Raw genomic sequence first — 14698 nt, forward strand, 5'->3', positions numbered from 1 at the left:
CATGAATATAGGAGGGGCTAGTATGCTTCCGCAGCATAAATTAGATCGAATTAATGAACTATCAAAGAAGAGTAAGACATCGGGATTAAGTCAGGATGAAGCTAAAGAACAACAGGAACTGCGACAAGAATATCTAAAGGTTTTTCGTTCCACTATGAGAGACACAATTGAGCATGTAAAAGTTATTGATCCAAATGGGGATGATGTAACTCCAAAAAAAGTAGTGGAAAGTCAAAAGAAAAATCGCTTACAATAAACACTCAACATGTTTTACATGTTGAGATTTTGTTTTCTATTAATATTAAAGGGTATAATAGTATTGGAAATCGCTACATAGTTAGGTATGTAGATGTATCTTGAAAGGGGATTTATCATGTCATTCACACAAGTAGATCAAGTAGCAGTTAATGCAATTAGGAATTTGTCTATTGATGCAGTTGAAAAAGCAAATTCAGGACACCCTGGTATGCCTATGGGTGCTGCGCCAATGGCTTATGCCTTATGGACTCAACAAATGAACCATAATCCAAAAAATCCGAAATGGTTTAATAGAGACCGTTTTGTTCTATCCGCTGGTCATGGTTCTGCGCTTCTTTATAGCCTTCTTCATCTATCTGGTTACGACTTATCTATGGAAGAGTTAAAAAACTTCCGTCAATGGGGCAGTAAAACACCTGGTCACCCAGAATTTGGTCATACTCCAGGCGTTGAAGCAACAACAGGTCCATTAGGACAAGGGATCGCAATGGCAGTTGGGATGGCAATGGCAGAGAGACATTTAGCGGCAGTATATAATAAACCAAACTATGACCTGATTGATCACTTTACATATACTATTTGTGGTGATGGGGACTTAATGGAAGGTGTATCTGCTGAAGCAGCTTCTTTAGCAGCTCACTTAAAACTAGGTCGTTTAGTTGTCATGTACGACTCTAATGATATTTCACTAGATGGGGATTTAAGTCAATCTTTCTCTGAAAATGTACTTCAACGTTTTGATGCTTACGGATGGCAAACACTACGAGTGGAAGATGGTAACAGTTTAGAAGAAATTAATAAAGCGCTGGATGCAGCAAAACAAGACGTTGAACGTCCGACACTTATTGAAGTGAAAACAGTTATTGGTTTTGGTTCCCCAAATCGAGCTGGCAGCTCATCTGCACACGGAGCTCCTCTTGGAACGGATGAAAGAGCATTAACTCGTAAGACATACGGTTGGGAACATGAAGATTTCCATGTGCCTAGTGATGTATATGACCGATTTACTGAAACGATTGTCGATCCGGGTGCAGTAAAAGAAGAGGAATGGAACAAACTATTCGCACAATACCAAGAACAATATCCAGAACTAGCAAATCAACTATTATCAGCAATTAATGGAGAACTTCCAGAAGGTTGGGATAAGCAAATTCCAACTTTTGAAGTTGGTAAGGCTACTGCTACACGTGCTTCAGGTGGAGATGTTCTAAACGGAATTGCTAAAGGTTTACCTTCCTTCATCGGAGGATCTGCAGACTTAGCTGGATCGAACAAAACAATGATTAAAAACGAAGCAGATTTTATGCCTGCATCTTATCAAGGTAGAAACATTTGGTTTGGTGTTCGTGAGTTCGCAATGGGTGCAGCAATGAACGGAATGGCTTTACATGGTGGAGTAAAAGTATTCGGCGGAACATTCTTTGTTTTCTCTGACTACTTACGTCCAGCTATCCGCTTAGCCGCTTTAATGAATTTACCTGTAACATATGTATTTACACATGATAGTATTGCTGTAGGAGAAGATGGACCTACTCATGAACCTGTTGAACAATTACCATCTCTTCGTGCAATGCCGAACTTATCTGTTATTCGACCTGCTGATGCTAATGAAACGGTTGCAGCATGGAAAGTTGCAGTTACTTCGACAGACCGCCCAACAGCATTAGTATTATCACGTCAGAACTTGCCTACTTTAGAGCATACTGCTGAATTAGCTTTAGATGGAGTTTCGAAAGGTGCTTACGTGGTTTCTCCTTCTGGAAAAGAGAACGATGACGCTCTATTGTTGGCTACAGGATCAGAAGTTCCACTAGCTGTAGAAGCTCAGAAAGTATTGGCTTCTGAAGGAATTAGTGTCTCTGTTGTAAGTATGCCTGCATGGGATCGTTTTGAAGAGCAATCGCAAGAATACAAAGATTCGGTTCTACCAAAATCTGTGAAAAAGCGCCTTGCAATTGAAATGGCAAATCCACTTGGATGGGAGCGTTACACAGGAGATGAAGGTGACATTCTTGCCATCAATACATTCGGTGCTTCAGCTCCAGAAAAACGTATCTTAGAAGAGTATGGCTTTACTGTAGAAAACGTTGTTTCTAGAGTAAAAGCATTACTGCAAAAATAATTTATATTAAATTGAAAGCCTAGAACTAAAACCATAAAGACAGGTGTAATCATTAATGGATTCACCTGTCTTTTTCTTTGATAATTAGTAAATGAAACCTACCCTTTTGTTTGTGCAGTCAGTTTACATTCATCAATTTATGCGGTTCGACAAAATGAATGGATTTTGACATCGTAAAGTGACATTAATCTTCTTCATCTTATTTTATACTAGAGTTACTAGTTGAAGATAAGGAGGAAGAAGTATGAGAATCTATCATATTCATTCTATTGAACAAGAATTTGCCTATTTTTTTTACGGAAGAGAGAGTAAGTTTTTGTCTTTATTTCAACACTATCGGAGAGCTTCTGATTGGATGAAACCACATATTGAAAAACAAATTACTGCTGTAACAAAGCCACTATTTTTCTTTACAATCGAACGCTTATTACAACAGCATGGCTCATTTTCTATACAACCACAAACACAACTACCTACTTATGAATTAAAAGGGAAAGATCATGAAGTGGAAGCAATTGTAGAATTTCATCCAAGACAGTTGGTACTAAAAGTAATGAGAGGTAGATACAAAGAGTTAGTCTTGTTTGAATTATTACGGAAACTAGACGAACATTTACTAGTAGTTGATTGGGAATACGAACAAGTAGGTTGGGTAAAACCAATAAAAGAAAAAACGACATTTTATCATGAGAAAATCTAGTTCATATCTTGTATATTTGTTTAAGGAATAGTAAACTTGTTAGCAGACAGTTTGAAGGAGGAAGTAAGAATGTTGTGGTATGTACTAGTAGCAATAGTTGCTATTTTGGTCGGAGTTGTGATTGGATTTTTCATCGCTCGACGCTACATGATGAATTATTTAAAACAAAACCCACCAATTAATGAACAAATGCTTCGCACAATGATGATGCAAATGGGGCAAAAGCCTTCACAAAAGAAAATAAATCAAATGATGGCACAAATGAATAAACAAATGAAATAATAAAAACCCTTTCCGTTTTGGAAAGGGTTTTTATTATTTCAATAAATAGGTTTATGTTCTATTAGAATGACGTAACCGTTTTAGTTGTAATCTTCTTAGAGGTTCTTCTATTAAATTCATTAATTAACACGTCGAGCTGTTGACTTAATTCTACTGCACGATGAGCACTAAAACCTTCTTTTGTAGCGACAACTATCAGTTCTGCTCTTTTCGTTTCTATTTGTTGCATTAACTCTTTGTTTGATCGCATGTTGATAGTCTCCTTCATCGTATTTCTATGTCAAAGCACCTACAAATTTTGTAAATCTATTATACCCAATCTTTTACACTTTATCAAAGGATAATGGATGAAAAATACCAGTGAATAAAATCTTGTAAAAAACCTTCACGATATTGACACATAAATTCTTTCGATAATAGGATCGTTTTTTTGGTAAAATAATGATAGAAAGAGGTGGACGCCATGAATGAATTATCCATTTGGCTAGCATTCGGAGCTGGTTTTTTAAGTTTTATATCTCCTTGCTGTTTGCCAATTTACCCAGCATTTTTATCCTATATTACAGGTGTTAGTGTAGATGAATTAAAAAACGACCAAGGAATGTTTAGACGAAAGAGTATCATACATACATTTTTCTTTTTAGTTGGGTTTTCTGTCATTTTCGTTGCGTTAGGATTTTCCACGTCCTTGATTGGTTCATTGTTCCGTGAATATCATGATATAATTAGACAATTAGGTGCGATTTTGATTATTTTCTTTTCTTTATTTTTATTAGGTGTATTTAATATTTCTTTTTTAATGAAAGAAAAGAGATTTCACTTTGCATCAAGACCTACAGGATATCTAGGAAGTGCCTTAATAGGCTTAGTATTTGCAGCTGGTTGGACTCCTTGTTCAGGCCCGATTCTACTTGCAGTCAGTGGTTTAGCAGCTGCGAATCCTTCCTTAGGCATATGGTATATGTTAGCCTATGTATTAGGCTTTGCTGTTCCGTTTTTTGTTCTTTCATTTTTCCTTACAAAGTTAAAGTGGATTCAACGTTCTAGTAGAAAAATGATGAGAATTGGCGGAACGATCATGCTGCTTATGGGTATTTTACTGTTTTTTGATTGGATGCAAATTATTGTAACATGGTTTACTATACTAACTGGCGGTTTTACAGGATTTTAACCTGTTTGATAAAATCGTAATTTTTCTTGATTATAAACAGAAAATATTGGTATATTGAGAGATGTATATAGAGGTAATTAATTTTACTTTCTTAATAAAACATTTCTATTTCAGTAAGAGCGCAAGGAGGTTCTCTAATGGCTAGAGTATTAGTAGTGGATGATGCAAAATTTATGCGTTTAACGCTTACCAATATGTTATCTCATGGTAATCATGAAATTGTAGGAGAAGCAGAAAACGGCCAAGAAGCCATAGAGTTATTTCGAGAACTTCAACCGGACATTGTCACGATGGATATTACGATGCCTATTATGTCAGGTATTGATGCTTTAAAAACCATTAAAACGGAGTATCCTTCTGCCAAAGTTGTCATGTGTTCCGCTATGGGCCAACAAAAAATGGTGGTAGAAGCGATAGAAGCTGGAGCGAAAGATTTTATCGTAAAACCATTCGATGAATCAAGAGTATTAGAAGCTATCAAAAGAGTACTTTCTTAACTCCTTTCAAAGAAAAAAATAGTCAACTTCATTGGATCTCTTCTCGTTTTTCAGACCGTTTTTTAAAAAAATGTACAGATCCTAGAAAAAAGGATGAAAACAATGTATTTATGGTTATCAACTATTGCAGCAATTGTAATGGGAGCTGCAGTCATTTTTATACGCATGAAAGCTTCAGAAAGACCGATTAATGCAAAGCGAATAATACTACCACCTATTTTTATGAGCACAGGTTCTCTCATGTTTATATTCCCGTTTTTTCGAGTATCGCCACTCCAGATAATAGAAGCGTTACTAGTTGGACTTCTCTTTTCTTTTGTTCTAATAAAATCTTCTAAATTTGAAGTAGTTGGGGACGATATCTATCTAAAGAGATCTAAAGCTTTTGCGTTTATTTTGATTGGCTTATTATTATTTCGTATCACGTTAAAAATAATTCTTAGTGAGTCTATTAACGTTGGGGAATTAAGTGGGATGTTTTGGATCTTAGCTTTCGGCATGATTGTACCTTGGAGAATATCTATGTTTATCCAATACAAAAAGCTCTTTTCTAATATTCCATCCAAATCATTAAATAGCTAAATAAAAAAAGAATGGGATATCCCATTCTTTTTTTATTTAGCTATTTTTGACGTTACCCCTAATTCTGGAGATTGTTGAAAAAAACCTTCGTAAGGAGTTAAGTCAATTTGTAGTTCCTTACATTTTTTTCGCAAAAAGTTATGATCTCTCTTAGGTGTTGCCACAATATACCCTTTAATTAACAGCGCTCTAGTAATAGAAGAAGCATTTTCTTCCAATGCTAACTTCCCTATTTGGCCGGCTATTCTTTCTCTTGCAACGTCTCTAAATAATTCTGGCACCGGGCTAACTAATTCTTCTAACAAGTCTTTTTCAGACTTAGACCATAGATGTATAGTATTTTTTATATAATGCTCTTGCCAATCTAATTCAGACCAACCATCTTGTTTAGGCATTCTCTTAAGAAATTTTCTAAACATAAAATACCCACCGATGGCAAACAGACTAATTAATACTACCACCCAAAGAAGGATAAACCATAAAAAGAATCCATTTAAACTCATCTCATCACCTAATTTATTGTTTGTACTACTATTATACAAATATCTTTTGAAGATAAGCAACAACACATTCAGAGAAGGTTAATTCAATAATTTTGATGGTTTGTCCATTCCAATTGCTTACACATTGAATACAGTATAAGTGGAAGTTGTAGGGAGGACGAGCTTCATGACATTAAAGTCTTTTGTCTCAAGAGTGGAATCCAGTTATAACTTAGAAGAAATGGTGAGAGAAATAGATGTCTTGCTGCGAATACTTCAGGAAGAAGGTCCTCACTCACCAAGCTTTTCTGGGCATTTGGTTAGGATTCAACTACTCCACAGTAGAATTTTAGCATTGAAAGACGAAAGGACACTACATTAGGGTGTCCTTTTTTTTATTTTATCTGTATGTAAGAAGCGAAAGGAGGTGATAGACATGGCAATAAAAAGACAAAAAGGATCATCATTAACACTTTATTTCGATGCTGGATTAGATGAAAAGGGTAAAACGATTATTAAAACAAAGCGAATTTCCTACCTGGATTTAGCAGTGACAGAAGAAGCTTGTTTCACCATTGCAAACGCACTTGCAACGTTAACAGTTAGACCACTGTTAGAAACTCGTAAAACAGAAGAGTATATTATTCTAGAAGAAATTTAATTTAAGGAGTGATTAGGGTGGAAGTAACATTGGAGCTGCTATTTAAAACCGAAGATCAAAAAACATTTCGTTTTACTTTAGATGAACCAAAACAGCCACTGGATGAAACGGTAATTAAAAGTGTCATGGAAGAAATGATTGCACAAGATAGCTTATTATCTTCAGGTGGTATGAAGCTTGTTGAAGCAATTGGTGCCAGGTTAGTAAGGCGAGACGTGGAAGAATTTGATTGGGAGTAAGGAGTTGTAACGTATGTCTGAGTGGATTGATCTGCTCTCTGAAATTGGTTTTCCGATTTTTGTCACCATGTACTTGTTGTCAAGAATTGAAGCTAAATTAGAAGCTGTTAACCAATCTATCGTAATGTTACCAGATAAATTATATCGTCCGTAATAAAAAGGCTAGAGTCACAATAGTGACTCTAGTCTTTTCACTCTGTTATTAGTAGACTATTATAATAGATATTTGTTAACATAAGAACATTAGTTCGTTTGGAGGGGTTATGATGAAATTTATTCATACAGGAGATTGGCACTTAGGTAAATTAGTGCACGGAAGATATATGACGGAAGACCAAGAGTACTTATTACAATCTTTTATAGAGTTAGTAGAAAAAGAAAAGCCGGACGCAGTAATTATTTCTGGTGACTTGTATGACCGCTCCATCCCTCCTACAGAAGCAATCCATTTACTAAATAAAGTACTTTATCATATTAATGTTACCTTACAATGTCCTGTTCTGGCGATTAGTGGAAATCATGATTCGGCAGAAAGGTTGAGTTTTGGTTCTAGTTGGTTTAAGGAATCTAATTTGCATATAGTGACAAATCTAGAGGAAGCATTACGCCCTATTAAGATTAATGGCGTTGATTTTTATTTATTACCTTATGCAGAACCAGCAGAAGTTAGGTACTTCTTAAATGACGGGACTATTACAACACATGAACAAGCAACAAAAGCGATGATAGCTGCAATGGAATTGGAAGATAACCGTCCATCTGTATTAGTTGCTCATGCATTTGTTATTGGTGCAAAAGAAACAGAATCAGAGAGAGCATTATCGGTAGGTGGAACAGGTGCCATTTCTGCAGATGTATTTGAACCATTTACGTATACTGCTCTAGGACATTTACATAGTCCAGATGCTATTAAACATGATTCCATTTTTTATAGTGGCTCCCTTATGAAGTATTCCTTCTCTGAGATCAAACAAAGAAAGATAGTTAGAGTAGTTACCATAGAAGATAATGAATGGACGATGAGGGAAGAAGAGCTAAAAGGAAAGAATGATTTAAGAGAAATCGTCGGAAAACTTGACGATTTACTCAGTCCTACTTTCTATGAAAATCAAAAACGAGATGACTATTTAAAAGTAGTTTTATTGGATGAAGGTGCACTTATAGATCCATTATATAAATTAAGACAGGTCTATCCAAATATCCTACACTTAGAACGTCACCAAGAAGTAGTAGATGCAAAGAAAAATGTGCCCATTAATAAATTAGATGTTAAAAAGAGAGAGGAACTAGATTTGTTTACGGAGTTTTATGAATCTATGACCAATAGCCCATTTACTGAGGAAAAAAGAGAAATTGTTGTTCAATTAATGAAGAAAATAAAGGAGGAACAACAATGAAACCAATATCCTTGAAAATCCAAGCTTTTGGTCCATATGCAAAACAAGAGATTATTGACTTTACACAGCTAAAAAATCGAAATATGTTTGTTATTACCGGTAAAACTGGTTCAGGAAAAACTACCATTTTTGATGCCATTTGTTTCGGGTTATACGGACGTGCCAGTGGAGAAGATCGTGCAGCTACTGACCTAAGAAGTCAGTTTGCTTCAGATGAGATACTTACCGAAATTGAATTAGTTTTTCAACTGAAAGGAAAAATTTATAAAATTACCCGTTCTCCTCAGCAAGAAAAAAAGAAATCGAGAGGAGAAGGGTATACAACAATCAATGCAAAAGCAACTTTGGTAGAAGTTAGTTCTGAAGAAAAGCTTCTGGGAAGTAATGTCAGAGAAGTTGATGAAAAGATGAAGGACTTGTTGCAATTAGATGTAACACAATTTAGGCAAATTGTTATGATACCTCAAGGGGATTTTAGAAAGTTACTTGTCTCCGATAGCAAAGAAAAAGAGCAAATCTTACAGCGTTTATTCGATACTGAACTATATAAAAAATTGGAAGAAAAGCTAAAGGAACGTGCACAAACTCTTAGAGATGAAATAGCTGATTTTATAAAAGAAAAAGAAAGTATTCAGTTACAAATTAAAAATTGGATGGAAATAGATCATGAAGAAAGCGTAATTCTTCATGATATAGAAAATTGGCTTGGTGAGATGAAAGAATCACTAATAAATCTTAACGGTCAAATTAATGAAAAAGAAATGGAATTAGAAGTACTGATTTCCAAAAAACAGAAAGATCAACAAATCATAGCCCTTTTTGAAGAACTTGATCAACTTAATGAGAAAGTTAATCAACTAATAGAAGATAATCAAGATATGGAGTTAGTAAAAACGAAAATGAAAGAGGCAATCGCAGCGGAAAAAGTAAAACCGTATGACGAACAGGTGAAGCAGATAGAAGCGTCCGTTCAACAGTTAGTAGTAAAAAAAGATAAGCAAATTACCAAACGTAATGAGACGGAACTACAACTGAAGAAAGCAAATGAAAAGATAGAATCATTAATAGGTCAAAAAGAAGAGCGAGAGAAGAAAAAAAATACTCTTACACTTATTCAAAATAGTGTCGAGGATGTTAGTGACTTAGAAAAACTACAGGAAAGAAAGAATGGTCTACTTTTAGATGAGAAAGAAAATGCTAAGAAATTAGAGTTAGCTACACACAAAGTACACGTTTTAAAAAATGATCAACAAGCAGAAGAAAAAGAGATATCACATCTAATAGATTTCTTAACAAATTCTGAAAAAGTTGAACTTCAGTTAAACAAGGAAATCTATCGTTTGAAAGAACTTACTACAGTAAAACAATTAATGATATCGAACGTCCAACTATCAAATGAGCTAATAATTTTAGAAGATAAATTGAGTGTTGAAACAAGCAGAGAGAAAGATGCATATCTCACTTATAAAAAAGTAGAAGAAAAATTCCATTTACATCAAGCTTATGAACTGTCATCAAATTTAGTTGATGGTGAGCCTTGTCCAGTTTGTGGAAGTGAACATCATCCTGCTAGACAAGAAAAAGTAAGTGAAGGATCTTTTACTCGTGAAGACGTGAAAGCAGCATTAGTAGACTACGAAAATGGTCAAAAAAATGTTAGGCAGATAGAGATGGAAATCGCCGCACAAAAGACAAAAACATCAACGTTAGAAGAGAGAATATACGAGACGCTAGAAGATCTTAATCTTTCAGTGAATTTAACGATAAATGAAATCGAAACTGAATTAGTTAATGGTAGTATGAACTTGGAAACGTTAGAGAAGAAGAAGAATGAAACGCTCCGTTCCAAAAAACAATATGCAGAATTGAAAGAAAAAATAGCGCATAGAAAAGATCGGCTAGAACAAGGGCAACTTTTCTTAGAAGAAACAAAAAGAAAACTAGATGTTGCGAAGACTAGTCAACAAACTACTCAAGTTCAAATATCTCAGATAGAGCAGCAGCTACAAAAAAAGTTTTCTTATGTCCCAACTTTCAGCCAGTTACATCAAATGAAAGAGGAATTAGAAGAATGGATTGTAAGATTTGATAAGCAATATAGGGAAAATGAGAACGAGAGAGACAGTTTAAAAGAAAGACTTATCATGCTTACCAACTCTGTACATGAAGTAGAGTTACAATTAGAGGATTTGTCTAAGCAATTAGATAAGTCAATGCATCAAAGAACCGTACAATTGACCAAAAGTGGATTTGGTAATCTAGAAGAATTTTTTGAATCAAGTCTATCTAATGAGGAGATCACAAAGCTAGAACAGAGAATAACGCATTTTGAAGACGTGAAGCGAACATTAGTGGAACGTCAAAATTGGCTAATGAATGAACTAAAGCATCAGTCTAAGCCTGATTTAAATGAAATAGAAACTCAAATAGTTGATCAAAGAGAGAAACTACAGTCTGTGAAAAGTATGTATCAAGAACAATTTAGTATGGTACAACAGATATCTCGCAACGTAGAGATAATTCGTACTATTGATTTGAAAATAGGCGAAAAAGAAAAGAAATATGAAGTGCTTGGGAACCTTTCAGACATAGCAAGAGGACAAAATAGTCAAAAGTTAACGTTTGAACGATTTGTTTTAACAGCATTTTTAGATGAAATCTTATCTATTGCGAACGATCGATTAGCTCCTATGACGAATGGAAGATATCAACTTGTTCGAAAACAAGAACGTTCAAAAGGAAATGTTCAAAGTGGGCTAGAATTACTTGTTTTCGATCAATATACAGGTTTAGAACGCCACGTCAAAACGTTATCTGGTGGAGAAAGTTTTAAGGCTTCTCTATCCTTAGCATTAGGTCTTGCAGATGTAGTACAGGAACGTTCTGGTGGCGTATCCATGGAGACAATGTTTATTGACGAGGGTTTTGGTACATTAGATCCAGAGTCTTTAGATCAAGCCATTGAGACATTATTATCTATACAAAAAGCAGGTCGACTTGTTGGTGTTATTTCACACGTTTCTGAGTTAAAAGAAAGGTTGGACGCCCATTTAATAGTGGAATCAGACATAGAAGGAAGTAAAGCTAGATTTTTCATTCGTTAATTCTTTTTCTGCTATCATAGCGCTAAACCATGCCCCATATAATTGTAAAAAGGGGGCGACAGAATGAGTGGTAGTATTACTTCTTATACCTGGTGTAACGTACATCCAACTTTAGAGCCAAATCTTGGGCCTTTAAAAAGAAGATTAAGAAGAGAATTATATAAATGGAGACAGGCATCTTTACAGGCGGCAGAATATAAATGTATGTTTACAGGTGATACAGAAAACTTAGAGGTACATCATTTATATCCTTTTAGTATGGTAGTAAGGGAAGCGGTAATGGAACTCATCGATGAAGGAGAACTAGACGAAGAGTGGGTATTACATACTCATGAATTTGTTGGGTTCTATCCTAAGTATGATGTGATCCGGGACCGCTTCTTTCTTATACATAATCAACACGGACTAGGAGCAGTGTTGACTCGGCGATTTCACGAAGCCTTTCACCGCCAATATCAACAACTCGAAATGTCACCACAATTATTTTATCAATTCTACTTAAAAATGAAGTAGATGGAAGGAGCAATAAAATGCTTCCGTGTTATGATGGAATGAAGAAAACAACGGAGGTTACCCAATGAAACAATTTGGTTTGAAATGGAGCTTTTTCCTAACAGGTTTAGTGATTTTAGGGTGCGGCATTGCAATGACGTTTAAAGGAAGTTGGTATGGTGTTAGCTCATGGGATGTATTACATTATGGCCTTTATACACAATTAGGGTTAACAGTAGGAAGTTGGTCCATTTTAGTAGGTCTCTCCATTATCATAAGCACGTGGTTGATAACGAAGAAAGCTCCTCAAGTTGGAGCTTATATTAATATGCTAACAGTAGGTATGTTCATAGACTTATTTTTATGGATTTTACCTGAGACGACATCTTTTCTTTGGCAATCTGTTTATTATTTTGGAGGAGTTGTTGTAATAGGTGCCGGTATTGGACTATATGTATCTGGTGGTGTTGGGGCAGGTCCGAGAGATCATTTAATGCTGTGGCTTTCTGAGCGGACTGGATGGAGCGTGGCAAAGACCCGAGGGTTGATGGAAATAGTTGTCTTGTTTATCGGTTATTTATTAGGTGGACCAGTTGGTATAGGTACATTTATATTGGCATTTGGTCTTGGTCCATGTATTCAACTTTCTCTTAAATTAGCTAAAAAATTGTTCCAATGGATTGAAGTAAAACTTATTTTAAAAGCTGTACCAGAGGTAACGAACAATACTTGTATGTAAAACTCCTAAAAAAATGTTTATGTCTTATTAAAAAAGGGTAAATTACGGTTGGGACTTTTTTAGTACATAAACAATGTAAGAAGGAGAGAACATATGAAAAAAGTAAGTAATGTATTTTGGATTACCGTTGTGCTAGTTGCAATAGCTGTTATATACGGAATAATTGATCCACAAGGGTTTGAAACAAGTACTGGTAATTTACAGTCCATGATTACTAGTGGGTTTGGTTGGTATTATTTAATCATCGTATCTATATTTGTTATTGTTTGTTTGTTTTTCATTGTGAGCCCATTAGGAAGTATTCGCCTAGGGAAACCTGATGAAAAGCCTGAGTATTCTACAATATCATGGTTTGCTATGTTATTTAGTGCTGGAATGGGAATTGGACTTGTGTTTTGGGGAGCTGCAGAGCCTCTTTCTCATTATCTCGCTCCACCTACCGCTACTCCAGAAACAAACGAAGCTATTAGAGAATCCATGAAATATGCCTTTTTCCATTGGGGATTACACGCTTGGGCTATTTATGCAATAGTGGCATTAGCATTAGCTTATTTTAAGTTCCGTAAAGGAAAACCAGGTCTAATTTCAGCAACGTTATCTCCTATATTGGGAAAATACTCTGAAGGTAAAATAGGCACATTAGTAGATGTTATTGCTGTATTTGCAACTGTAGTTGGTGTAGCTACAACACTTGGGTTTGGTGCTTCACAAATAAATGGCGGGCTGAGTTATTTATTTAACATTCCGAATTCATTTAATGTACAGTTGATTATTATTGCAATTGTTACTGTATTATTTATGATTTCTGCTACAACAGGTGTAAGTCGAGGAATTAGATATTTAAGTAACGCCAACATGGTCTTAGCGATTATCCTTTTCCTAGCAGTATTAATCGTGGGACCAACTTTGTTCATCTTAAATATGTTTACTGACTCCATTGGAGCTTATGCTCAGAACATTGTACGTATGAGTTTTCAAATTGCACCTTTAAATGAGGATCATCGAGCTTGGATTGATGGTTGGACAATCTTTTATTGGGCATGGTGGATTTCATGGTCTCCTTTCGTTGGGATCTTTATCGCACGTGTATCTCGAGGAAGAACCATTCGCGAATTTTTGACAGGTGTCTTGTTAGCACCTTGTTTAGTCGGATTCCTGTGGTTCTCCGCTTTTGGAGCAACAGCTATAGATATCCAATCGTCAGGAATCGCTGATTTATCAGGGTTTGCTACAGAACAAACACTCTTTGCTGTGTTTGATCAACTACCTTTAGGTCCCGTCCTTTCCATTGTAGCAATTTTGCTAATTTCGACATTCTTTATTACATCTGCTGACTCAGCTACATATGTTTTAGGAATGCAAACGACACACGGTTCACTCAACCCATCCAATTCAGTTAAATTAACTTGGGGACTTGCACAATCAACTGTCGCATTGATTCTTCTTTATTCTGGTGGGTTACAGGCGTTACAGAATGCACTAATTGCAGGAGCATTTCCATTTTCATTCATTATGATTCTTATGGTAATTGCTTTGTACCGATCGCTTAGAGAAGAACAAAAACAACTTGGATTATATGTTAGACCAAGAAAAGTTCCTACGAAAAAAGAATAGCGTTTAAAAAAATCACCTCTTGTCTAATCTAGGACAAGAGGTGATTTTTTTGAAGAGAAGATATATACTAGTACTTGGATTTGCTGCATTTGTATTATTGTTTGCATTAAACAATCCTAAACAAGAAGAATATGTAGAATGGGCTGCTGGTACAATTTTTCAAAGCGAGGGATTGTTACAAAATTCAGCAGAAAAACACATTGCAGCTCCTATCATTCAATCTTCTACAAAAACGTATAATTTAGTGATTTTTAGTTTATACGAAACGAAAAACCCTATAAATGGTGAAACAACTATTACAGTAGGATTATTTAATCAATTTTTTTAAAGGTTCCTCTTTAGGAACTTTTTTTCATTA

The 14698-nt window shown here is 35.3% G+C and carries 19 protein-coding genes; 17 read left to right on the forward strand and 2 right to left on the reverse strand.

The features are described from left to right. The first annotated feature begins 22 nt into the window (after positions 1-22). The 4 genes from G8O30_RS05430 to G8O30_RS05445 all read left to right on the forward strand — a co-directional run bounded on the left by G8O30_RS05430 (position 23) and on the right by G8O30_RS05445 (position 3362). Positions 23-256 (forward strand): DUF896 domain-containing protein, encoded by a 234-nt coding sequence (locus G8O30_RS05430; RefSeq protein ID WP_239673963.1) that lies wholly within the window; start codon positions 23-25, stop codon positions 254-256. Between the two features lie 117 nt (positions 257-373). Continuing rightward, positions 374-2380: a transketolase gene (tkt, locus tag G8O30_RS05435; RefSeq protein WP_239673964.1), complete on the forward strand. Its 2007-nt coding sequence runs from the start codon at positions 374-376 to the stop codon at positions 2378-2380. Positions 2381-2624: 244 nt separating this feature from the next. Then, entirely contained in the window at positions 2625-3080 is a 456-nt protein-coding gene (gene sirA / locus G8O30_RS05440; protein WP_239673965.1) for a sporulation inhibitor of replication protein SirA, read from the forward strand. A gap of 69 nt (positions 3081-3149) precedes the next feature. After that, entirely contained in the window at positions 3150-3362 is a 213-nt protein-coding gene (locus G8O30_RS05445; protein WP_239673966.1) for a YneF family protein, read from the forward strand. 61 nt (positions 3363-3423) lie between these two features. Here the strand turns inward: G8O30_RS05445 and G8O30_RS05450 are convergent, their stop codons facing one another. After that, positions 3424-3612, reverse strand: a complete 189-nt coding sequence (locus G8O30_RS05450; protein WP_239673967.1) for an aspartyl-phosphate phosphatase Spo0E family protein — start codon at positions 3610-3612, stop codon at positions 3424-3426. Positions 3613-3825: 213 nt separating this feature from the next. On the opposite strand from G8O30_RS05450, the gene G8O30_RS05455 reads away from it, so the two are divergent. The 3 genes from G8O30_RS05455 to G8O30_RS05465 all read left to right on the forward strand — a co-directional run bounded on the left by G8O30_RS05455 (position 3826) and on the right by G8O30_RS05465 (position 5612). Beyond that, on the forward strand, positions 3826-4533 hold the full coding sequence (locus tag G8O30_RS05455) for a cytochrome c biogenesis CcdA family protein (protein ID WP_239673968.1): 708 nt from the start codon (positions 3826-3828) through the stop codon (positions 4531-4533). A 137-nt stretch (positions 4534-4670) separates the two neighbouring features. Beyond that, entirely contained in the window at positions 4671-5030 is a 360-nt protein-coding gene (locus G8O30_RS05460; protein ID WP_239673969.1) for a response regulator, read from the forward strand. 102 nt (positions 5031-5132) lie between these two features. Beyond that, entirely contained in the window at positions 5133-5612 is a 480-nt protein-coding gene (locus G8O30_RS05465) for a CcdC family protein (protein WP_239673970.1), read from the forward strand. Between the two features lie 32 nt (positions 5613-5644). Here G8O30_RS05465 and G8O30_RS05470 read toward each other — a convergent pair whose 3' ends face one another. Continuing rightward, entirely contained in the window at positions 5645-6115 is a 471-nt protein-coding gene (locus G8O30_RS05470) for a DUF2621 domain-containing protein (RefSeq protein WP_239673971.1), read from the reverse strand. 166 nt (positions 6116-6281) lie between these two features. Here G8O30_RS05470 and G8O30_RS05475 point away from each other — a divergent pair, with 166 nt between their 5' ends. The 10 genes from G8O30_RS05475 (at position 6282) to G8O30_RS05520 (ending at position 14668) form a co-directional block, all read left to right on the forward strand. Further along, positions 6282-6476, forward strand: a complete 195-nt coding sequence (locus G8O30_RS05475) for a hypothetical protein (protein WP_239673972.1) — start codon at positions 6282-6284, stop codon at positions 6474-6476. A 54-nt stretch (positions 6477-6530) separates the two neighbouring features. Then, positions 6531-6755, forward strand: a complete 225-nt coding sequence (locus tag G8O30_RS05480) for a DUF1659 domain-containing protein (RefSeq protein ID WP_239673973.1) — start codon at positions 6531-6533, stop codon at positions 6753-6755. Between the two features lie 17 nt (positions 6756-6772). Further along, a complete protein-coding gene (locus G8O30_RS05485; RefSeq protein ID WP_239673974.1) occupies positions 6773-6994 on the forward strand; it encodes a DUF2922 domain-containing protein in 222 nt (73 codons plus the stop codon). 13 nt (positions 6995-7007) lie between these two features. Next, positions 7008-7148 carry a YvrJ family protein gene (locus tag G8O30_RS05490; RefSeq protein WP_239673975.1) on the forward strand — a complete coding sequence of 47 codons (141 nt, stop codon included), beginning with the start codon at positions 7008-7010 and terminating at the stop codon, positions 7146-7148. Between the two features lie 109 nt (positions 7149-7257). Further along, a complete protein-coding gene (locus tag G8O30_RS05495; RefSeq protein WP_338040671.1) occupies positions 7258-8391 on the forward strand; it encodes an exonuclease SbcCD subunit D in 1134 nt (377 codons plus the stop codon). Beyond that, positions 8388-11495, forward strand: coding sequence for an AAA family ATPase (locus G8O30_RS05500; RefSeq protein WP_239673976.1), 3108 nt, complete (start codon positions 8388-8390; stop codon positions 11493-11495). The genes G8O30_RS05495 and G8O30_RS05500 overlap by 4 nt, the downstream gene beginning before the upstream one ends. Before the next feature lie 63 nt (positions 11496-11558). Beyond that, positions 11559-12008 (forward strand): hypothetical protein, encoded by a 450-nt coding sequence (locus tag G8O30_RS05505; protein WP_239673977.1) that lies wholly within the window; start codon positions 11559-11561, stop codon positions 12006-12008. Between the two features lie 64 nt (positions 12009-12072). Further along, positions 12073-12726 carry a YczE/YyaS/YitT family protein gene (locus G8O30_RS05510; RefSeq protein ID WP_239673978.1) on the forward strand — a complete coding sequence of 218 codons (654 nt, stop codon included), beginning with the start codon at positions 12073-12075 and terminating at the stop codon, positions 12724-12726. A 93-nt stretch (positions 12727-12819) separates the two neighbouring features. Continuing rightward, positions 12820-14340: a glycine betaine uptake BCCT transporter gene (locus G8O30_RS05515; RefSeq protein ID WP_239673979.1), complete on the forward strand. Its 1521-nt coding sequence runs from the start codon at positions 12820-12822 to the stop codon at positions 14338-14340. A gap of 49 nt (positions 14341-14389) precedes the next feature. Next, positions 14390-14668 carry a DUF4359 domain-containing protein gene (locus G8O30_RS05520; protein WP_239673980.1) on the forward strand — a complete coding sequence of 93 codons (279 nt, stop codon included), beginning with the start codon at positions 14390-14392 and terminating at the stop codon, positions 14666-14668. Positions 14669-14698: the final 30 nt, after the last annotated feature.

Origin of the sequence: Mangrovibacillus cuniculi (genome assembly GCF_015482585.1) — a bacterium.
Taxonomy (GTDB): Bacteria; Bacillota; Bacilli; order Bacillales; family R1DC41; genus Mangrovibacillus; species Mangrovibacillus cuniculi.